Annotated in this window: 16 protein-coding genes; 13 read left to right on the top strand and 3 right to left on the bottom strand. The window is 69.5% G+C overall.

Translation table 11 applies throughout. The annotated features are described in order from the left end of the window. Window positions 1-619 precede the first annotated feature (619 nt). The 7 genes from ACF09J_RS18480 to ACF09J_RS18450 all read left to right on the top strand — a co-directional run bounded on the left by ACF09J_RS18480 (window position 620) and on the right by ACF09J_RS18450 (window position 10,009). Window positions 620-1,819 carry an ROK family protein gene (locus tag ACF09J_RS18480; RefSeq protein WP_392306470.1) on the top strand — a complete coding sequence of 400 codons (1,200 nt, stop codon included), beginning with the start codon at window positions 620-622 and terminating at the stop codon, window positions 1,817-1,819. 134 nt (window positions 1,820-1,953) lie between these two features. After that, entirely contained in the window at window positions 1,954-3,060 is a 1,107-nt protein-coding gene (locus ACF09J_RS18475; RefSeq protein WP_392306558.1) for a sugar ABC transporter substrate-binding protein, read from the top strand. A gap of 198 nt (window positions 3,061-3,258) precedes the next feature. Next, window positions 3,259-4,050: an ATP-binding cassette domain-containing protein gene (locus tag ACF09J_RS18470; RefSeq protein ID WP_392306469.1), complete on the top strand. Its 792-nt coding sequence runs from the start codon at window positions 3,259-3,261 to the stop codon at window positions 4,048-4,050. Next, a complete protein-coding gene (locus tag ACF09J_RS18465; RefSeq protein WP_392306468.1) occupies window positions 4,047-5,339 on the top strand; it encodes a sugar ABC transporter permease in 1,293 nt (430 codons plus the stop codon). The genes ACF09J_RS18470 and ACF09J_RS18465 overlap by 4 nt, the downstream gene beginning before the upstream one ends. Window positions 5,340-5,530: 191 nt before the next feature. Further along, the gene (gene dxs / locus ACF09J_RS18460; protein ID WP_392306467.1) at window positions 5,531-7,468 is read left to right on the top strand and encodes a 1-deoxy-D-xylulose-5-phosphate synthase; all 1,938 of its coding nucleotides are present in this window, start codon (window positions 5,531-5,533) and stop codon (window positions 7,466-7,468) included. A gap of 172 nt (window positions 7,469-7,640) precedes the next feature. Continuing rightward, window positions 7,641-9,152 carry an amino acid permease gene (locus ACF09J_RS18455; RefSeq protein ID WP_392306466.1) on the top strand — a complete coding sequence of 504 codons (1,512 nt, stop codon included), beginning with the start codon at window positions 7,641-7,643 and terminating at the stop codon, window positions 9,150-9,152. 128 nt (window positions 9,153-9,280) lie between these two features. Next, entirely contained in the window at window positions 9,281-10,009 is a 729-nt protein-coding gene (locus tag ACF09J_RS18450) for a sulfite exporter TauE/SafE family protein (protein WP_392306465.1), read from the top strand. Window positions 10,010-10,040: 31 nt separating this feature from the next. Here ACF09J_RS18450 and ACF09J_RS18445 read toward each other — a convergent pair whose 3' ends face one another. Together ACF09J_RS18445 and ACF09J_RS18440 are read right to left on the bottom strand one after the other, a co-directional pair. Further along, window positions 10,041-10,442, bottom strand: coding sequence for an NTP pyrophosphohydrolase (locus ACF09J_RS18445; RefSeq protein WP_392306464.1), 402 nt, complete (start codon window positions 10,440-10,442; stop codon window positions 10,041-10,043). Between the two features lie 133 nt (window positions 10,443-10,575). Next, window positions 10,576-11,664 (bottom strand): LCP family protein, encoded by a 1,089-nt coding sequence (locus ACF09J_RS18440; RefSeq protein WP_392306463.1) that lies wholly within the window; start codon window positions 11,662-11,664, stop codon window positions 10,576-10,578. A 506-nt stretch (window positions 11,665-12,170) separates the two neighbouring features. On the opposite strand from ACF09J_RS18440, the gene ACF09J_RS18435 reads away from it, so the two are divergent. The 6 genes from ACF09J_RS18435 to ACF09J_RS18410 all read left to right on the top strand — a co-directional run bounded on the left by ACF09J_RS18435 (window position 12,171) and on the right by ACF09J_RS18410 (window position 19,623). Continuing rightward, window positions 12,171-13,244, top strand: a complete 1,074-nt coding sequence (locus ACF09J_RS18435; protein WP_392306462.1) for a glycosyltransferase family 2 protein — start codon at window positions 12,171-12,173, stop codon at window positions 13,242-13,244. Continuing rightward, complete coding sequence (locus tag ACF09J_RS18430) at window positions 13,241-15,001, top strand: polysialyltransferase family glycosyltransferase (RefSeq protein ID WP_392306461.1); 1,761 nt, start codon at window positions 13,241-13,243, stop codon at window positions 14,999-15,001. Before ACF09J_RS18435 ends, ACF09J_RS18430 begins: the two co-directional genes overlap by 4 nt. A 78-nt stretch (window positions 15,002-15,079) precedes the next feature. Next, entirely contained in the window at window positions 15,080-16,366 is a 1,287-nt protein-coding gene (locus tag ACF09J_RS18425; protein WP_392306460.1) for a DUF6716 putative glycosyltransferase, read from the top strand. 77 nt (window positions 16,367-16,443) lie between these two features. Further along, window positions 16,444-17,649, top strand: a complete 1,206-nt coding sequence (locus tag ACF09J_RS18420) for a cytidylyltransferase domain-containing protein (RefSeq protein WP_392306459.1) — start codon at window positions 16,444-16,446, stop codon at window positions 17,647-17,649. A 4-nt stretch (window positions 17,650-17,653) separates the two neighbouring features. Further along, window positions 17,654-18,568, top strand: coding sequence for an N-acetylneuraminate synthase family protein (locus tag ACF09J_RS18415; protein WP_392306458.1), 915 nt, complete (start codon window positions 17,654-17,656; stop codon window positions 18,566-18,568). Further along, entirely contained in the window at window positions 18,565-19,623 is a 1,059-nt protein-coding gene (locus ACF09J_RS18410) for a hypothetical protein (protein ID WP_392306457.1), read from the top strand. The genes ACF09J_RS18415 and ACF09J_RS18410 overlap by 4 nt, the downstream gene beginning before the upstream one ends. Here the strand turns inward: ACF09J_RS18410 and ACF09J_RS18405 are convergent. Continuing rightward, a complete protein-coding gene (locus ACF09J_RS18405; protein ID WP_392306456.1) occupies window positions 19,595-20,377 on the bottom strand; it encodes a hypothetical protein in 783 nt (260 codons plus the stop codon). The genes ACF09J_RS18410 and ACF09J_RS18405 overlap by 29 nt on opposite strands. Window positions 20,378-20,422: the final 45 nt, after the last annotated feature.

Below are 20,422 nucleotides of genomic sequence, written 5' to 3'. Positions count from 1 at the left end.
CCGCCTTCCATGGGCCTGCTCGTCGGCCGGTCTCGCGCCTGCCGGGGCCTGGCTCGCGGGCTCGCCGCCTCGCGCTGCTGCCGCTTGCGCGGGTCTGGTGTCTGCCGCGGGCTCTGTGAGCCGCCTTCCATGGGCCTGCTCGTCGGCCGGTCTCGCGCCTGCCGGGGCCTGGCTCGCGGGCTCGCCGCCTCGCGCTGCTGCCGCTTGCGCGGGTCTCGTGTCTGCCGCGGGCTCCGTGAGCCGCCTTCCATGGGCCTGCTCGTCGGCCGGTCTCGCGCCTGCCGGCCCAGCTCGCGGGACCCGTACCTGCTGCCGCCTCCGCGACCGCCTTCCGGGCCCTGCTCGCGGGCTCTCCCCGCTCCGGCCGCGCTGGCGCCTGCCCGCCCAGCGCTTGCCGTGTCTGGGTCCGCCCCCGTGAGCGCCGCTCCGACCGCCGCCTCCGGGGGCGTGCGGAGCGTGGTTCGTGCGCGGGCGCGTGATACGGCTCCAACAGCGTGTCCAAGGGGGCGGATACCGTTCAACCTCTTGACGGGAGGGGACCCGAACAGCTCAGCTTAGAGTTCACTAGTTGGACATGGACGGGGCCTCGCCGATGCGGCCCCGCGCTCAGGAGGTCGTCGTGGAGACTCCAGGGTCGCAGTCGTCGCTGCACCGAGCCAACCTGGAGCGGGTCGTACGTGCCGTGCGCCTTGCCGGATCACTCACGCAGGCGGAGATCGCGCGGACCACGGGCCTGTCCGCGGCGACGGTCTCCAACATCGTGCGCGAGCTCAAGGACGGTGGAACGGTCCAGGTCACGCCCACTTCCGCAGGTGGGCGCCGGGCCCGCAGCGTCTCCCTGAGCGGGGACGCCGGTATCGTGATCGGCGTCGACTTCGGGCACACCCACCTGCGGGTGGCGATCGGCAACCTCGCCCACCAGGTGCTCGCCGAGGAGTCCGAGCCGCTGGACGTGGACGCCTCCTCGGCGCAGGGCTTCGACCGGGCGGAGGAGCTGGTCAACCGCCTCGTCGCGGCCACCGGCGTCGACCATTCCAAGATCGCCGGCGTGGGTGTCGGCGTACCCGGCCCGATCGACGTCGAGTCCGGCACGCTGGGCTCCACGGCCATCCTGCCGGGCTGGACGGGCGTCAGGCCCGCCGAGGAGCTGCGGGGGCGCCTCGGAGTGCCGGTGCACGTGGACAACGACGCCAACCTCGGCGCGCTGGGCGAGCTGGTCTGGGGCAGCGGCCGGGGCGTGCGCGACCTGGCCTACATCAAGATCGCCAGCGGGGTCGGCGCGGGCCTGGTGATCAACGGCAGGATCTACCGCGGCCCCGGCGGCACGGCGGGCGAGATCGGCCACATCACGCTCGACGAGTCCGGCCCGGTCTGCCGTTGCGGCAACCGCGGCTGCCTGGAGACCTTCACCGCCGCCGGGTACGTGCTCCCGCTGCTGCGGCCCAGTCACGGCACCGACCTGACCATGGAGGGAGTCGTACGGCTGGCGCGGGACGGCGATCCGGGCTGCCGCCGGGTGATCGCCGACGTCGGCCGTCACATCGGCAGCGGGGTCGCCAATCTCTGCAACCTGCTCAACCCCAGCCGGGTGTTGCTCGGCGGGGACCTCGCCGAGGCCGGTGAGCTGGTGCTCGGCCCGATCAGGGAGTCGGTCGGGCGGTACGCCATTCCCAGCGCCGCCCGCCAACTCTCCGTGCTTCCCGGCGCACTTGGCGGCCGCGCCGAAGTACTCGGCGCGCTGGCCCTCGCGTTGAGCGAGATGGGTGATTCGACCCTTTTGGACGGCACGCTCCACGCGGCCACCCCTGCCTTCACTTAGAGAACGGATGGCACCGTTGCCATCTCGTTAAGGATTTACTTCTTGACGTCGCACGCGCGGCCGAGTTGACTTCCAGCCACCTCGGCCGCAACGTCGCGGCCTCGTCAGGGAGGTTCGAAGAAGTGAACACGCGTATGCGTCGCGCGGCCTTCGCCGTTGCCGCTGGTGCCATGGCCGTCTCGCTCGCGGCCTGTGGGAGCGCCAAGGAGTCCGGTGGCTCCTCGAAGCCGTCCGGCAGTGAGAAGAAGGGCGACGCCATCACGGTCGGCCTGCTGCTGCCGGAGAACCAGACCGCTCGTTACGAGAAGTTCGACAAGCCGATCATCGAGAAGCAGATCGCGGAGCTGACGAACAACAAGGGCAAGGTCGAGTACCTCAACGCCAAGCAGGACGCGACCCTCCAGGCGCAGCAGATCGACACGATGATCACCAAGAAGGTCGACGTGCTGATCCTCGACGCGGTCGACTACAAGGCCGTCGCCTCGGGCGTGAAGAAGGCCAAGGAGGCCGGCATCCCGGTCGTCGCCTACGACCGCCTCGCCGAGGGCCCGATCGCCGCCTACACCTCGTTCGACAACGAGGAGGTCGGCAAGACGCAGGGCGAGGCCCTGCTGAAGGCCATGGGCGACAAGGCCAAGTCCGGCAAGATCGTCATGATGAACGGCGCCGTGACCGACCCGAACGCCGCGCAGTTCAAGAAGGGCGCCCACGCCGCCCTCGACGGCAAGGTGGACATCGGCAAGGAGTACGACACCAAGGAGTGGAAGGCGGAGAACGCCAACGCCAACATGGAGGGCGCCATCGCCGCCCTCGGCAAGGACAAGATCGTCGGCGTCTACTCCGCCAACGACGGCATGGCGGGCGGCATCATCACCGCGCTCAAGGGCGCGGGCCTCAAGACCCTTCCCCCGGTCACCGGCCAGGACGCGGAACTCGCGGGCGTGCAGCGCATCATCACCGGCGAGCAGTACATGAGCGTCTTCAAGTCGTACCCGCAGGAGGCCGAGACCGTCGCCAAGATGGCCGTCTCGATCGCCAAGACCGGCAAGGTCGACAGCTCGCTGAACACGAGCACCGTCGACAGCGGCAGCGAGAAGGGCATCCCGGCGGTCATCGTCCCCGTCGTCTCGCTGACGAAGGACAACATCAAGGAGACCGTCATCCACGACGGTTACTACACCCTCGGCGAGATCTGCACGGCCAAGTACAAGGCCGCCTGCGACAAGATCGGCCTGAAGTAACACCCCCGGGGCCGCCCGCGCGGCGGCCCCGCCGACCTGCACGGGATGCCGCGTCCAGCCGTGACGCGCGCCCGTGTCGGCGCGTCCGGCGCCCCGCCGCCGACAGCCCCGCAGCACAACGGCGGGGCGCCGGACGGAACACACCCCCCTCACTTTTGTCCAACCTCCCGCCGGGGTCAGGCTCAGGCGGCGAAGGAGATGGTTCACGTGTCCGCTACGCCCGTGCTGGCGTTGCGCGGGGTCTCCAAGCGATTCGGTGCGGTCCAGGCGCTCACCGACGTAGAGCTTGAGGTCCACGCCGGAGAGGTCGTCGCCCTCGTCGGCGACAACGGCGCCGGAAAGTCCACCCTTGTCAAGACGATCGCCGGCGTGCACCCCATCGATGGCGGTGCCATCGAGTGGGAGGGCAGGCCGGTCACGGTCAACAGGCCGCACGACTCCCAGGACTTGGGCATCGCGACGGTCTACCAGGACCTCGCCCTGTGCGACAACATCGATGTCGTCGGCAACCTGTTCCTCGGCCGTGAGATCAGGCGCCGCGGTGTCCTGGACGAGGTCGAGATGGAGCGCCGCTCGCGCGAGCTCCTGGACCAGCTCTCGATCCGCATCCCGAGCGTCCGCATCCCGATCGCCTCGCTCTCCGGCGGTCAGCGCCAGGTCGTCGCCATCGCCCGCTCCATGCTCGGCGAGCCCAAGCTGGTCATCCTCGACGAGCCGACGGCCGCCCTCGGTGTCGAGCAGACGGCCCAGGTCCTCGACCTCGTCGAGCGGCTGCGCGAGCGCGGCCTCGCGGTCATCCTCATCAGCCACAACATGGCGGACGTGAAGGCTGTCGCCGACAAGGTCGCCGTTCTCCGGCTCGGCCGCAACAACGGCGTGTTCGAGGTCGGGACCACCTCGCAGGAAGAAATCATCTCCGCCATCACCGGTGCCACGGACAACGCCGTGACCCGTCGTGCGGCGCGCACCAACGCGGAGGCTCAGAAGTGAGCATCGACAAGTCCCAGGCCGCCCCCGCCGACGCCCCCGTGGACGCGCCCGCCGCCGCGGCCGACGCCGCCCCCGCCGTCGACCCCCGTCTTCTCGTGCGTGAGCAGGGATTCGCCGGCTACATCGGCGAGTTCAAGCGCAAGATGCGCGCCGGTGACCTCGGGGCGATCCCGGTCGTCGTCGGCCTCATCGTCATCTGCGCGATCTTCCAGAGCCTCGACTCGGCCTTCCTGGGCGCGGAGAACCTCAGCAACATCTTCGTCGCCATGGTGGCCACCGGCATGATGTCGGTCGGCATCATCTTCGTGCTGCTGCTCGGCGAGATCGACCTGTCCGTCGGCTCCGTCTCCGGTGTCTCCTCGGCGATCATGGCCGTGATGAGCATCACCCACGGCGTGAACGAGTGGCTCGCCGTCGTCACCGCCCTCGCGGCCGGCGCGGTCATCGGAGCCCTGCACGGCTTCTTCTTCGCCCGGATCGGTGCGCCCGCGTTCGCCGTGACCCTGGCCGGTCTGCTGTTCTGGAACGGCTTCATGCTCCAGGTCCTGGGTGACAACGGCACGATCAACATCGACGGCGACGGCGTGGTCGGCAAGCTCACCACGTACTACTTCTCGGACGTGGCGGCCGCCTACTTGCTGGCTGTCGTCGCGGTCGCCGGATACTTCCTGTCGGCCTTCTTCGGCAACCGCCGCCGCGAGGCCGCGGGCGTCCCGTCCCGCCCGCTGAGCGACATAGTGCTGCGCACCGTGCTGCTCGCGGTCGCCGCGTTCGCCGTCGCGATCATGTTCAACCAGTACAAGGGCCTGCCGCTCGCGGTGCTGCTCTTCGCGGTCGTCCTGGTCGGCAGCGACTTCGTGCTGCGCCGCACCGCGTACGGCCGCAAGGTCTTCGCGCTCGGCGGCAGCGTCGAGGCCTCCCGCCGTGCCGGTATCAACGTCACCGCGGTCCGTGTCTCGGTCTTCGCCATCGCGGGCCTCTTCGCCTCGGTCGGCGGTCTCTTCTGGGCCTCCAAGATCGCGGCCGCGAACCAGAGCGCCGGCTCCGGTGACCTGCTGATGAACGTCATCGCCGCGGCCGTCATCGGCGGCACCAGCCTCTTCGGTGGCCGGGGCCGCACCTGGAACGCGCTGCTCGGTGTACTCGTCATCACGTCGATCCAGTACGGCCTCGCCCTCCAGGGCATCGCCACCCCGGTCCAGTACATGATCACCGGTGGTGTGCTCCTCGCCACGGTCGTCATCGACTCGATCACCCGCAAGACCCAGAAGTCGGCCGGACGCGCCTGAGCGCCGCCCGCACCATGGCCGTGCCCGGCGCCGACGACGGTGCCGGGCACGGCCATGCCTAACAGGTCTGCTGCCGGGTACCGCCGTTCGCGTGACGTACGACCCCCGGCCCGGACACCGGTCGCCCGGGCGGAACATTAGACTCGTCGAGCCCGGCAACAGCTCGATCAGCTCTACGCAAGGAGGCACGGGTGCCGCTGCTGACCCGCATCAGGGGACCGCGCGATCTGGACCGGCTCAGCCTGGAGGAGCTGGACCTGCTGGCGCAGGAGATCCGGACCTTCCTCGTCACCGAGGTCTCCAAGACCGGCGGCCACCTCGGCCCCAACCTCGGCGTGGTGGAGCTGACCATCGCCCTGCACCGCGTCTTCCAGTCGCCGAAGGACAAGGTGCTGTGGGACACCGGCCACCAGTCCTACGTGCACAAGCTGCTCACCGGGCGCCAGGACTTCTCCAAGCTGAAGATGAAGGGCGGCCTGTCCGGCTACCCCTCGCAGGCGGAGTCCGAGCACGACGTCATCGAGAACAGCCACGCCTCCACCGTGCTGGGCTGGGCCGACGGCATCGCGAAGGCCAACCAGCTCCTTGAGCGGGACAGCCACGTCGCCGCCGTCATCGGCGACGGCGCGCTGACCGGCGGCATGGCCTGGGAGGCGCTGAACAACATCGCCGACGCCAAGGACCGCCCGCTCGTCATCGTCGTCAACGACAACGAGCGCTCCTACGCCCCCACCATCGGCGGCCTCGCCAACCACCTCGCGACCCTGCGCACCACCGACGGCTACGAACGCTTCCTGGCCCGCACCCGTGAGGTGCTCGAGCGCACCCCGGTCGTCGGCAGGCCGCTGTACGAGACCCTGCACGGCGCCAAGAAGGGCCTGAAGGACTTCATCGCCCCGCAGGGCATGTTCGAGGACCTGGGCCTGAAGTACGTGGGTCCCATCGACGGCCACGACATCGAGGCCCTGGAGTCGGCGCTGGCCCGCGCCAAGCGGTTCAACGGTCCCGTCATCGTGCACTGCCTCACCGAGAAGGGCCGCGGCTACCAGCCCGCCCTCCAGGACGAGGCCGACCGCTTCCACGCCGTGGGCAGGATCCACCCCGACACCGGACTGCCGATCGCCACCTCCGGCGCCGACTGGACGTCCGTCTTCGGCGAGGAGATGGTCAGGCTCGGCAAGGAGCGCAAGGACATCGTCGCCATCACCGCGGCGATGCTCCAGCCGGTCGGCCTGGACAAGTTCGCCAAGGCTTTCCCCGACCGGGTCTACGACGTCGGCATCGCCGAGCAGCACGGCGCCGTCTCCGCCGCCGGCCTCGCGCACGCGGGCGTGCACCCCGTCTTCGCCGTCTACGCCACCTTCCTCAACCGCGCCTTCGACCAGGTCCTGATGGACGTGGCCCTGCACAAGTGCGGGGTCACCTTCGTGCTGGACCGGGCCGGTGTCACCGGCACGGACGGCGCCTCCCACAACGGCATGTGGGACATGTCGATCCTTCAGGTCGTCCCGGGCCTGCGGCTGGCGGCCCCGCGCGACGCCGACCAGGTCCGCGCCCAGCTCCGCGAGGCCGTCGAGGTCGACGACGCGCCGACCGTGGTCCGCTTCTCCAAGGGCGCCGTCGGCCCCGCCGTACCCGCGGTGGGCCGCGTCGGCGGCATGGACGTACTGCGCGAGCCCGGCACCGAGACCCCGGACGTCCTCCTCGTCTCCGTCGGCGCCCTCGCCCCGATGTGCCTGGAGGTGGCGTCGCTCCTCGACAAGCAGGGCATCACCACCACCGTCGTCGACCCGCGCTGGGTCAAACCCGTCGACGAGGCCATGGCGCCGCTCGCCGCTCGGCACCGCGTGGTCGTCACCGTCGAGGACAACTCGCGCGTCGGCGGTGTCGGCTCGGCGGTCGCCCAGACCTTGCGGGACGCGGGCGTGGACGTGCCGCTGCGCGACTTCGGCATCCCGCCGCGCTTCCTCGACCACGCCTCCCGTGCCGAGGTGCTGGCGGAGATCGGCCTGACCGCGCCGGACATCGCCCGTCAGGTCACGGGCCTGGTCTCCAAGCTGGACGGCCGGTTCGAGCGGCCGGAGGCCGAGACGGGGGTCGACGCTTCGGTGCAGTCCGCGCGCGACTGACCGCCGGGACCTCCCCGACCCGGTACGGGCCGGTCGTGCCCCTCTTACGGGTGGCGCAACCGGCCCGTCTGCGTGAACCTGCCAGTGCCGGGGCATACGCATCCCCAGCTCTCTCGATCATGCCGAGCCCTGTCGAGCCGGATCGAGGACGACAAGCAGGGGAGGTCACGCCGTGAGCAGCACGCTCTTCAGGACGAAGAACGTCGAGCAGTCGATCCAGGACACCGAGGAACCCGAGCACGCGCTCAGAAAATCCCTGTCCGCCCTCGATCTGACGGTCTTCGGCGTCGGCGTCATCATCGGCACCGGCATCTTCGTCCTCACCGGCACGGCGGCCAGGAACACCGCCGGCCCCGCCGTCTCCCTGGCCTTCGTCGTCGCCGGGGTGGTCTGCGCGCTCGCCGCGCTGTGCTACGCGGAGTTCGCCTCCACGGTCCCGGTGGCCGGCTCCGCCTACACCTTCTCCTACTCCTCCCTCGGCGAGTTCCCCGCCTGGATCATCGGCTGGGACCTGGTCCTCGAACTCGCGCTCGGCACGGCGGTGGTCGCCGTCGGATGGTCCGGCTACATCCACTCGCTGCTCGACAATGCGGGCTGGCACCTGCCGGAATACCTCAGCGGGCGTGACACGGCGTCCGGATTCGGCTTCGACATCCTCGCCGCTCTCCTGGTCCTGGTCATCACCGTCATCCTCGTGCTCGGCATGAAGCTCTCCGCGCGGGTCACCTCGATCGTCGTGGCCATCAAGGTGGCCGTGGTGCTCGTGGTGATCATCGCGGGCGCCTTCTTCATCAAGGGCGGCAACTACGACCCGTTCATCCCGAAGGCGCAGCCGGTGCCCGCGGGCGGCAACCTCAAGGCACCGCTCATCCAGCTGATGTTCGGCTGGGCACCCTCGAACTTCGGTGTGATGGGCATCTTCACCGCCGCGTCCGTCGTCTTCTTCGCCTTCATCGGCTTCGACGTCGTCGCCACGGCGGCCGAGGAGACCCGCAATCCGCAGCGCGACGTGCCGCGCGGCATCCTCGGCTCGCTGATCATCTGCACCGTGCTGTACGTCGCCGTGTCGATCGTCGTGACCGGGATGCAGAAGTACAGCGCGCTGTCCATCGACGCGCCGCTCGCCGACGCGTTCAAGTCCACCGGGCATCCGTGGTATTCGGGCCTGATCAGCTTCGGCGCGGCCATCGGCCTGACCACCGTGTGCATGATCCTGCTCCTGGGCCAGGCCCGGGTCTTCTTCGCGATGAGCCGGGACGGACTGCTGCCCCGGTTCTTCTCGCACACCCACCCGCGGTTCCGCACCCCGTACCGGCCGACCATCCTGCTCGGCGTGATCATCGCCGTCGTCGCAGGGTTCACCAGTCTCAGCGCACTCGCCGAACTCGTGAACATCGGGACCCTGTTCGCGTTCGTCGTCGTCGCGATCAGCGTGATCATCCTGCGCAACACCCGGCCCGACCTGCCCCGCGCCTTCCGCACCCCCTGGGTCCCGGTGATCCCCATCCTCTCCGTCTGCGCCTCCCTCTGGCTGATGGTCAACCTCCCCGCGGAGACCTGGCTCCGCTTCGCCATCTGGATGGTCATCGGCTTCGTCGTGTACTTCCTCTACGGCCGCACCCACAGCAGGCTCGCCGAACGCCAGGCACTGGAACGCCGCACGACGGGCGACGGCACGCCGTAGCGGCGGCAGGCGGTTCGCAACGGTGGCCGACGGGCCCTCCGGGCGGTCGGCGCTCCGACGCTCGGTAATGTGCGGGGGCACGGGGTCGGACGGGTCACCCCGGCGGCAGCGAGCCGGAGAGGGAGCACGTGACGACCACCCTGATCGCCGAGGTGGCGCTGGTCACTGTGCTGGCGTCGTTCGCGCAGGCGCTGAGCGGCTTCGGGTTCGCGCTGGTGGCGGTGCCGCTGCTGACCCTGCTCACCACCCCTCAGAACGCCGTCGTCGTGGTCACCGCGCTGGGCGCGGTGCTCTCGCTGGCGGTCTGCGTCCACCAGAGGGAACACGTCAGTGTGCGCACCGCGGGCCTGGTGAGCGGAGCGGGACTGGTGGGCATGCCGCTCGGGCTGCTCGCGGTGACCGTGCTGGGCGCCCGCTCGCTGTCCGTCCTCATCGCCTGTGTGGTGCTGGTGTTCGCCGTCCTGATCGGCCGGGGTCTGACCTTCCGGCGCGGTACGGGCCCCACCGTCGCCGCGGGTGTCGCCAGCGGGGCGCTGCTGACCGCGACCGGTATGAACGGGCCGCCACTGGTCGCCGCCTTCCAGGCCATGGGCCTGACGCCCCGGGAGTTCCGGGCCACGCTCCAGGCCACGTTCTCCGTCCAGGACGCCCTGGCCCTCGCCGGGTTCCTCGCCGTCGGCCGGCTGACCGCGGACAGCCTGCTGCTGACCGGCGCCGGGCTCCCCGGTCTGCTTGTGGGATGGTGGCTCGGCGACCGCCTCTTCACCCGCACGGACCCCGCACGCTTCAAGAAGATCGTCCTCGGGGTGCTGGTCGCCAGCGCCTGCGCGGCGCTGTACCAGGCCACACTGACCTGACCCGGCCTCTCAACCCCGCCCGGTCGGGCGGTCAACGATTCTGACCCGAGATGTCCTGGCCGCCGGGGCCGTACACCGTGCGGGGACCCACCGTGGTGGCCCCCGTCGCGGTCACCCTGCGGCGCAGTCCGCGGTCGGCGGTGACGACCACGCGGGGCCGGTCCGCCGTGGCGACGGCCAGCCGGACGATGTGGTCGTCGCCGTTGCCCGATGCCTCCTCGACCCGTACGCCGGGCACGGACGGCACGCCCCGGGCGGCGCCCTCCAGGACCAGGACGATCTCCAGCGGACCCGGCACACCGGGCACGCCCTCCTCGACGTACCCGGCGAGCCGGTCGCGCAGGCGTTCGGCGGCGGCCCGCCGGTCGCGCCACCATCCGTCCGGGACGGAGCCGACGACGTTGGCCCCGTCCACGATCAGCAGGGTCGGCATCCTGGGTCGGTCCTTCCGGTCGGGATCAGACGCGGTTCCAGTGTCCGTGACGTCGCGCGTCCGCGGGCTCGTCGCCCGGTCCGTCCGCCCGGCGGAGGCCTCCCCGTGGATGCGGGCGGCACCGCGGCGTGGATCAACCGCCCGTCGCCGGGGACTTCTTGGCGGACTCCGGGATGGTGGTGCCGTTGCGCAGCGCCTTCCACAGCTCCGTCGCCTGGGGCTCCGCGGCCACGACGCGGTTGGGGTCGATCTTGTCGTACATCACCGGCAGCATGATCGTCTCCATGCTGGACGGGTCGACCCCGTTCAGGCTGCGCCCGAACTCCGCCAGCTTGGTGAGGGAGGCGAGGTCGGAGTCGGTGGTGAGGGCCGCGGTGAGGCTGTCGGCGATCTTGTACGTCTTGCTGGGGCTGCCCAGGAGGTCCTGCTTCTTGATCTCGCCCAGCAGGTCCAGCATGAACTGCTGCTGGAGGCTGATGCGCCCGAGGTCGCTGCCGTCGCCGATGCCGTGCCGGGTGCGGACGAACTGCAGGGACTGGGTGCCGTCCAGACGGTGGGTGCCGGCGGTCAGGTCCAGCCCGCTGGACTTGTCGTGGATGTCCTGGTCCACGGTGACGTCGACCCCGCCTATCGCGTCCACCAGCCCCTTGAAGCCGGAGAAGTCGATCTCCACGTAGTGGTCCATGCGGATGCCGGACATCTGCTCCACGGTCTTCACCACACAGGCGGGACCGACCTGACCGTAGATGGAGTTGAACATCACGCGCTTCGCCGACGCCACCGCGGTGCCGTCGGACTTCGTGCACTCGGGCCGGGTCACCAGGGTGTCGCGGGGAATGCTGATGGCGACGGCCTGGGTGCGGCCCTCGGGTATGTGCATCACCAGCGCGGTGTCGGAGCGGGCACCGGCCACCTTGCCGGTGTTCAGCGCGGCGTTGGCGCCGGAGCGGGAGTCGGAGCCGAGGATCAGCACGTTCTGCCCGGACGTGGGCAGCTTCTCGGGCCGGTCGTCACCGATGGCGTGGTCGATGTCGACGCCCTTGATGTTGCCGTTCAGGCCGCTGTAGAGCCAGTAGCAGGCGCCGGCCCCGGCCAGCACGAGCACCAGCAGTGTCAGCAGAACGATGCGTCCCCAACGGCGCTTCTTCCGCTTCTCGTCGGGGAGCGGGCCACCCGGCGGCGTGCTCGGGCTGCGTCCCTGCAGTGTCGGGGCATGGCTCATCCTGTCCGAGTCCTCACAAGTCGTGCCCACGGGGGGCGAATGCTGATCGAGTGGGACTCGGGTGGGGGGCGGCCGGTCCGCGTACTACTGCCTGAGGATCAAGACTATAGACACACGTTCGGACATGTATGCGGGCCTGTGATGTTCTTGTGACCGCAGCGTGTTTCCCGGTAAGCGCTTCAGTGGCCTCGAGTCCGTTTCTCACCCTCCATCAACCCCGGATCTCCCTTCCGTTCCCGATCGAGTCGGATTAAATTTGCCTCTAAACTGGGGCATTCACGTCAAGTAATCAGATCGTTTCTGGACAGGATGTTGAAAGTGGTGTGAAGATCCCATGAGCGGCAGCTCTGTGTGCGTGGGGGTGCACCAGGAGTGCTGACGGGGGTTGAGGTGGAGTTCGACAAGGACAGTGCTGTCGAAAAGTGCGGCCCCACTGCTCGTGTTGTGAATCCGCCGACCGGGATCCCTCCGGCTGGCCCTGATGTTCTGGAGTCGAGGCAGCGCCGGTGAAGCTTTCCGTCATCGTGCCGATGTACAACGTGCGTGATTACTGCGCGACGGCACTCAAGTCGCTGGCGCTCAACGCCCGGAGCGACTTCGAGTTCATCGTGGTGGACGACTGCTCCACCGACGGCACGTTCGAGATCCTCCAGCGGGAGATCCGCAAGGTCCCCGGGGGAGTGCTCTGCCAGAACCCGCAGAACTCCGGCATCTCCTTCACCCGCAACACCGGCCTGAGGATGGCTCGCGGGAAGTACATCGCGTTCCTCGACGGCGACGACTGGTTCGCGCCTGGCTATCTGCGGCAACTGGTCGCGGCGATAGAGCGCTTGGGCTGCGACTTCGTCCGGACCGACCATGTCCGGGTCGTCGGCCGCAAGCGGGAGATCGTCCGCGCGCCCCAGGCCGTGCGCGACACCCTGCTGGCGCCGATCCAGTCGATCATGCCGGCGAACGCGTCGACCATGGTCGACTACCCGCTGGTCTGGGCCGGCGTCTTCAACCGTGAACTGCTGGCCCACCGCGGCCTGCTGTTCTTCGACGAGAAGCTGCGCACGGCCGAGGACCGGATGTGGACTTGGCGCCTGCACCTGTACACGCACTCCTACGCGGTGGTCGACCTGGCCGGCGTCTTCTACCGCCGCGACGTCAGCACCTCGCTCACCCGCATCCCGGACGAGCGTCAGCTCGACTTCATTCCGTGCTTCGAGCGGGTGGCGCGCGAGGTGTCGGCCCACCCCCGGGGATCCCACATCATGCCGAAGGTGATTCGGACCTTCTGCGCGATGACGGCCATTCACCTGGACCGGGCCGATACCTATGAGGACGACGTCAGGGCCCTGCTCAAGAGCAGGGTGTCCGCGGCGCTGGACCGGCTGCCGCAGGATCTGCTGGAGCAGACTCTCGACGAGGTGGGCGAGCGCCGGGCCAAGCTCATCAACTCCGTGCGGGGAACCGCGCCCGTCGCCGACCTGTACGAGGGCGTACGGGTCGTGCCCGATAGCGGGCGCCGCCCCGGCGCGGAGGCAATCCCCCACCCGCCGGCGGGCCGCCGGGAACTCGGGGTAACGGCCCGATGACCCAGATCTTCGTCGCCTCCACTCTGTACGGGGCGCTGACACTGACCGCCGCCATCGACGCCGCTCAGTTCGGCCCGTCCGGAGACGGCCGGCGCATTCTCGTCGTCTGCACCAACACGGAGATCCCGGAGGTCACCACACCCCTCGACGCCATGGAGGGGTTCGAGCCGCTGCGGTCCCGCTTCGACGCGGTCATCTCCTGGAACGAGGTGATCTACCCGTACCACCCGAGCATGTGGGACCCGCGCGGCGAGGACGTGCCCATGTGGCGCGAACTGCTCGGGCTGCGCTGGGACATCGCGGACGAAGGGCTGGAACTCGTCGTCGAGTCCATCCAGGTCAAGCCCGCGCTGACGTTCTGCAAGATCTTCCGCGACGCGCGCATCACGGTGTACGCCGACGGCCTGATGACCTACGGCCCCACACGCAACGAGCTTCCGCGTGACGTGCACACCCGTATCCGCCGCACGCTGTACCTGGACCTCATTCCCGGCCTGCGACCGCTGCTGCTGAGCGAGTACCAGGTGCCGGCCGAACCCGTCGAGACGGCCGCGGTGCAGGGCGTGTTCGCCGAACTGGGCGAGGCCTGCGCACCGGCCCTGGCCTCCCTCGTCCCGGCCGCCTTTCCCACGGGGCGCTCGGGCGCGGCCATGCTGCTCGGCCAGTACCTCTCCAGTCTTGGGATCCTCACCGAGGAGGAAGAGGAGGGGCTGCACCTGCGGATGTTCGAGTCCGCCGTCGACCTCGGCTTCACCTCGGTCCTCTTCAAGCCGCACCCGAGTGCGCCGCAGAGCCTGACGGAGTCACTGGTGCGGCGGGCCGGGGAACTGAACGTCGACCTGCTGGTGCTGGAGACGCCGTTGCTCGCGGAGGCCGTGTACGGATACATCCGGCCCGTCGTCGTCATCGGCTGTTTCTCCACCGGCCTGTTCACTGCCCGCGCTCTCTACGGCATCCCGGCGGCCACCGTGGGCGTCCGCGAGGTGCTGCGGAAGCTGCGCCCGTACCCCAACAGCAACCGCGTCCCCGTCACCATCTGCGAGGTTGCCCTGCCCGATCTGGAGGGCAACGGCTTCGCGGAGCCCGACCTGTTGGGAAGCCCCGAGTGGGTCCGCGACGAACTCACCGAGTACATAGCGGCGGTGGGGTACTGCATGCAGGCGCAGCGTTATCCCCATCTGCGGGAGCGGGCCGTGGCGTACGTGACCCGGGTACTTCCGCAGTTGGAGGTGCGTCCGGTGCTGCGTATGCACTTCAAGCCGGACCTGCTCCACAAGTTGTCCCTGCCGGGGGCGCCCTCCGAGGCGGACATCCGGGCGATGGAGCGGGCGAAGAAGGCCGCCGGGAGACAGGGCGGTGTCCAGGAGAAGCCGGCCGAGGAAGAACTGACGGTCGGCGCGTTCACGGAACGCTTCGAAGCCGGTGAATTCGCTGTCGCCCGGCGTATCGGCGAACGCATCCTCAAGGAGCGCAAGCCGCTGGACGTGCTCATCGGAATGGCGCGCATCTTCGTCCGGGACGATGACTTCGAACAGGCGAAGCGAATGCTCTCGCTCGCCGCGATGGCGGGGGACGAACGCGCGATGGCGTGGATCAAGATCGCGGAAGTCGCCGCCCTGATGGGCCGCGAAGGCAAGCCGCTACGGATTTTCGCGGCCCAGGAGGCGCTGCGCATCAACCCCGAATCCGCCGCAGCGGCCCGGCTGTTGAAGGACCGGGGTGCGCGCAGGGTCGCCAAGGCGATGGCGACGGGCTGACACGAGTCACCCGGCCCGCGGAAGGGCGAGATCAGTTCCACATATGCCATTACGCGAAGAAGAGAAACGGCAGAGGCGATGCGCATCCACGTACTCGCCGACTCCGACACCCGGTGGAAATGGGGTGGGGAGTTGGCGCAGCGGCTCCACTCACGTCCCCGGCTGCACGCGCACATGCTCAACGGCCGCTCCACGCCGACGGCCCGGCAGATGGAAGAGGTCGGTATCCGCACCGAGTCCATCAGTCACTCCTCCGTCGCCGAGTTCGTCACCGATCCGGAGCTGACCTCGGCCGACGTTCTGATCATCGGTTCCGTGGGCGGAACGACCCAGGCGATCCTGCACGGTCTCGCCCGCGGCCTCGGCCGGCAACCCCGCAGGCCGGTGCTCGTCACCGGGTATGTGGGTGTCGTCTACGAGAACCTGACGGACGGTCTGCTGCTGCGTGCCGGAGCCGACGTGGTGCTCGCCAACAGCCCGTTCGACGCGGGCCGCTTCCGTGAGATCTACCGGGGGCTCGGGATACCCGACAACTGCGTCGTTCAGACTGCACTGCCCTTCCTCGCCGAACACCGGTACGACCCCACGCGCACCGGCGCGACCCATCCCTTCACGGTCACCTTCGCGGTCCAGCCCTCCGTTCCGGAGGACCGTGAGGGCCGGCTCTATGTACTGCGCCGCGCCATCCAGCACGCCCGGCTGCGCCCGGGGCGCGAGGTGCTGATCAAGCTTCGCTCCAAGCCGGGTGAGCAGACCACCCACATCGAGCCGTTCCACTACGAGACGCTCGCCGAGTCGCTGGACGAACCACTGCCGCGCAACCTGCAGTTCGTCTACGGCAACATGGGGCCGGTCCTCGACCGTACCGACCTCCTGGTCACCGTCAGCTCGACGGCGGCCCTGGAGTCGATGCACCGGGAGATTCCCACGGCCATCCTCAGTGACCTGGGTGTCCGGGAGCCCCACGGCAACCACTACTTCACCGGCTCCGGCTGTGTCGTCTCCTGGAACGAGATTGACGAGGGGGTACTGCCGTACGCCCGGCCCGGTTGGCTGGAGGAGCAGGGCATCCTGGCCCGCGATCCGTACGCCCAACTGCGCGACCGGGTGGCGACGCTGGCCGGCTCGTCGTCGCTGCCGCCGATCCGGCCGTACTACACGATGCAGAACGCTCCCGCCTATCTACCCAAGTTGCTGGCCCGCCGGGGGCTGGACCCGAACGGTGAACCGCTGCCCCATGCCGTGGCCGCCGCCAGGGGCCGGCACGGACTCCTGACCCGGGCCTCGCGGAAGGCGTTGCGCCGCGCCTACCGGTTCGGAGTCCAGACGGTGGCTCCCAAGATCCAGCGCTGGGGCGGCCTGTAGGCCGCCCTCGTCCTCCGTCACCCAGCCTCCCCCCACCTCGCCACCGTCTGTACGACCGACTCATCATGAGGTCCGCTATGTTCCCATCTGTCCCTGATCGCATCGTTACCGCTGTGATCCCCGCGCGAGGCGGTTCCAAGGGCATCCCGGGCAAGAACCTTTCCCGTGTCGCCGGGGTCTCGCTGCTCGGGCGGGCCGTGGACGCCTGCCGCACGGCGCGCCGGGTCACCCGCGTCGTGGTCTCGACGGACGCCGCGGACATCGCCGCCGAGGCCCGGCGCCACGGTGCCGAAGTGGTCATGCGACCGGACGAGTTGGCGTCCGACACCGCCTCCAGCGAGTCCGCGCTGCTGCACGCGCTGGACACGGTCGAGGAACGGCACGGCGAACTCACCGACGTGCTTCTCTTCGTCCAGGCCACCAGCCCGTTCCTGGCCCCCGAGGACATCGAGGGCGTCGTCTCCGCCGTACTCGACGGCGGCGCCGACTCGGCCTTCACCGCGTCCCCCTTCCACGGCTTCGTCTGGCGCGGGGTCCGCGACGGCGGCGACACCTCCGTGGTCGTCGCCGCCCAGGGTGTCAACCACGACAGCGCCGAGCGGGCGCGCCGCCAGGACCGGCCCGAGGAGTTCCTGGAGACCGGAGCCGCCTATGCGATGAGGGCTCAGGGCTTCCGGGACAAGGGACACCGCTTCTTCGGAAACGTCGCGGCCGTGCCCGTCGGTCCCGCCCGCACCCTTGAGATCGACGAGCCCGCGGACCTGGAGCGTGCCCGGGCCCTCGCCCCCCTCCTCGACAACCCGCGGTTTCCGACCCGCGCGGCCATCGATGCCGTCGTCCTCGACTTCGACGGCACGCAGACCGACGACCGGGTGTGGATCGACGCCGACGGACACGAGACGGTCGTCGTCCACCGGGGGGACGGCATGGGGATCTCCCGGCTGCGCGCAGCGGGCGTCCCGGTGCTCATCCTCTCCAGCGAGACCAACCCCGTGGTCGCCGCCCGGGCCCGCAAGCTCGGCATCCCCGTCATCCACGGCGTGGAGCGCAAGGACGTCGAACTCCGCAGGTGGTACGAGGCCGAGGGCATCTCCCCGGAGCGGATCCTCTACGCCGGCAACGACGTCAACGACCTGCCCTGTTTCGAACTTGTCGGCTGGCCCGTCGCCGTGGCCGACGCCCACGACATCGTCCGTGAAAGAGCACGCGCCGTGACGACGTCACGCGGCGGCCACGGCGTTGTCCGCGAGATAGCAACACACCTTCTTGGAAAGGCTCTCTGAACCCATGCACTACCCCCGTACCCGGAAGATCGGTTCCCGACTGGTCGGTCTCGGCTCGCCCGCCTACGTCATCGGTGAGATCGGCATCAACCACAACGGCGACCTCGAGAACGCCTTCAAGCTGATCGACGCCGCCGCCGAGGCCGGCTGCGACGCCGTCAAGTTCCAGAAGCGCACGCCCGAGATCTGCACTCCGCGGGACCAGTGGGACATCGAGCGCGACACCCCCTGGGGCCGGATGACCTACATCGACTACCGCCACCGCGTGGAGTTCGGTGAGGACGAGTACCGCGCCATCGACGAATACTGCCGCAAGCGGGGTATCGACTGGTTCGCCTCTCCGTGGGACACCGAGGCCGTCGTCTTCCTGGAGAAGTTCGACGTGCCCGCCCACAAGGTGGCCTCCGCCTCCCTGACGGACGACGAGCTGCTGCGCGCCCTGCGTGCCACCGGCAAGACGATCATCCTCTCCACCGGAATGTCGACCCCGGCGCAGATCCGCCATGCGGTGGAGGTTCTGGGCAGCGAGAACATCGTGCTGCTGCACGCGACGTCGACGTACCCGGCCAAGGCCGAGGAGCTCAACCTGCGGGTCATCAAGGCCCTGCAGACCGAGTACCCGAACGTCCCGATCGGCTACTCCGGCCACGAGATCGGCCTGCAGACCACCGTTGCCGCGGTGGCCATCGGCGCCTGCATGGTCGAGCGACACATCACCCTGGACCGTGCCATGTGGGGCTCCGACCAGGCCGCCTCCGTGGAGCCGCAGGGCCTGCAGCGCCTGGTCCGCGACATCCGCACCATCGAGGCCTCCCTCGGCGACGGCGTCAAGAAGGTCTACGACTCCGAGCGCGGCCCGATGAAGAAGCTGCGCCGCGTCACCGGCGTGATCGCCGAGGCGGCGGTCCCGGTCGCATGACGAGAACCCTCGCCCTGGTGGAGAGTCCGGCCCAGCTGCTGAACGTGGCGGAGTGGGCCTACTTCGCTCGCCAGGGCGAGGGCGCGGTCCGCCGGGGGGAAAACACCGCCGTTCAGGTGGCGGTCCTCCTTCCCATGGATCCGTGGTCGAGGGTGCAGCTCGCCCGGGTGGCCGAGCTGACCGCGGGCAGCGGACTGGACATCACGCGGTTCGAGATCAGGTCCGGAACGGTCAGCCGTTTGCGGCAGTTCACCGCGGTCCGGAAACTGGTGGCCCGGGCCGAGCGGCTCGTCGTCGGTGATCTGTTCTCCGGAATGGTGCAGATGCTGCTGCCCTCGGCCACTGCCCGGGAATTGGTGATCGTCGACGACGGAACCGCCACGACCGAGTTCGTGCGCATCGTCACCGAGGGCCGCGACCTGACTCGGTGGCACCAGCAGGCGGCCCGGGCCGGCCGCAGCGTCAAGGCGATGGGCTGGCTCACTGCCCCGTCGCTGCGGCGCTGCCTGTTCACCTGCATGGAGGTGGCGCCGCCGCCCGGCATCACGATCGTGCCGAACCAATACGCCTGGACGCGCTCCCGGTTCACCCGTCCCGTGGCCCGCTCCGGTGCCGATCTGCTGGGCACCTCCCTGGTCGAGACGGGGATCGTGGGCGAGGAGCGCTATCTGGAGGCCGTTCGCGCCATCGTGCGCACGCGCGGAGTGGACCGGTACATGGCCCACCGCCGGGAAAGCAGGGAGAAACTCCGGCGCATCACCGAGAGCACCGGAGTCACGGTGCTGCGGCCCGACCTTCCGCTGGAACTCCTGGCGGCGCAGGGGCCCATCGGGCACACGGTCCTGACGTTTCCGTCCACGGTCGCCCACACACTGCCGATCGTGCTGCGCGGACTGGGCATCCGTGTCGGACTCTGCGAGATCGACGAGTCCTGGTACACGTCGGGCACGACGTCCCACGCGGTGAGCTTCCTGCGGACCATGTCGGAGTCCGCGAAACACAGACACGGTCTGCCGAGCATACGGCTCACAGCCGGTGCCACTGACCCAAGGTGAGGCCCGAGGACGACGACTGCCGGGTGATGTGGGGAGAACCGTCGGCGGCGATCATCGCCAGCGTGATACGGCCGTGCGCGTCCAGCACCAGCGCCGGATCACCGAGACACGGGTGGCCGACCTCCGCCCACTGCACGCCCAGTTCCTCGGTGTTGGTCACGAACGCCCCGAAGATCGGGCTGTCGGCCAGTCCGCGGTGGGTGAGGATGGTGCAGTCCTGGCCGTCGATCAGGGTGCGCAGGGCGGACGGAGCACCGCCCGCCGGGGCCCCGCCGATCTGCACGAGCGACCCGTCGGGGCGGATGGCCAGCAGGCCGGAGGAGGACGCGTCCTTGACGTAGTACGTGAGCTGGTCCCCGGAGGTCTCCAGCGCCACGCCACTCCCCGGGACCATCGTCACGTGCACGTCCTCAAGCCGCTCGAACTCGCCGCCGCATACGCTCTGTTGCCAGTGGTGCAGGGGCTTGTCCGAGGGTGCGAGCACGCCGATCCGGCCCTTGGAGGTCACGCCGGCGGTCGCCCCCTCGTGCAGCGCGCTGCCGCGCAGGTCCTTCCAGGGATGCCACTTGCCGTCCTTGTCCTCGTGCCGCAGATGCAGACCGCGGCCCGCGTTGCGGACGAAGACGTGGAGCGTTCCGGCGGTGTCGACGACACCGGTGGGATGTCCGAGACGGGGATGCCGATCGTCCCCTTCTTTGTACGGGTTGGCGAGCGCGCGCCAGTCGTTGATCGGCCGGCCCGACTGGTATTGCATCGTGTACATCAGATCGGTCGCCGTGCGGCCGTCCTCGTGCCGCCG

The organism is Streptomyces sp. NPDC014889 (assembly GCF_043081205.1).
Lineage (GTDB): Bacteria > Actinomycetota > Actinomycetes > Streptomycetales > Streptomycetaceae > Streptomyces.
This window is presented reverse-complemented; position numbering and strand designations above follow the sequence as displayed.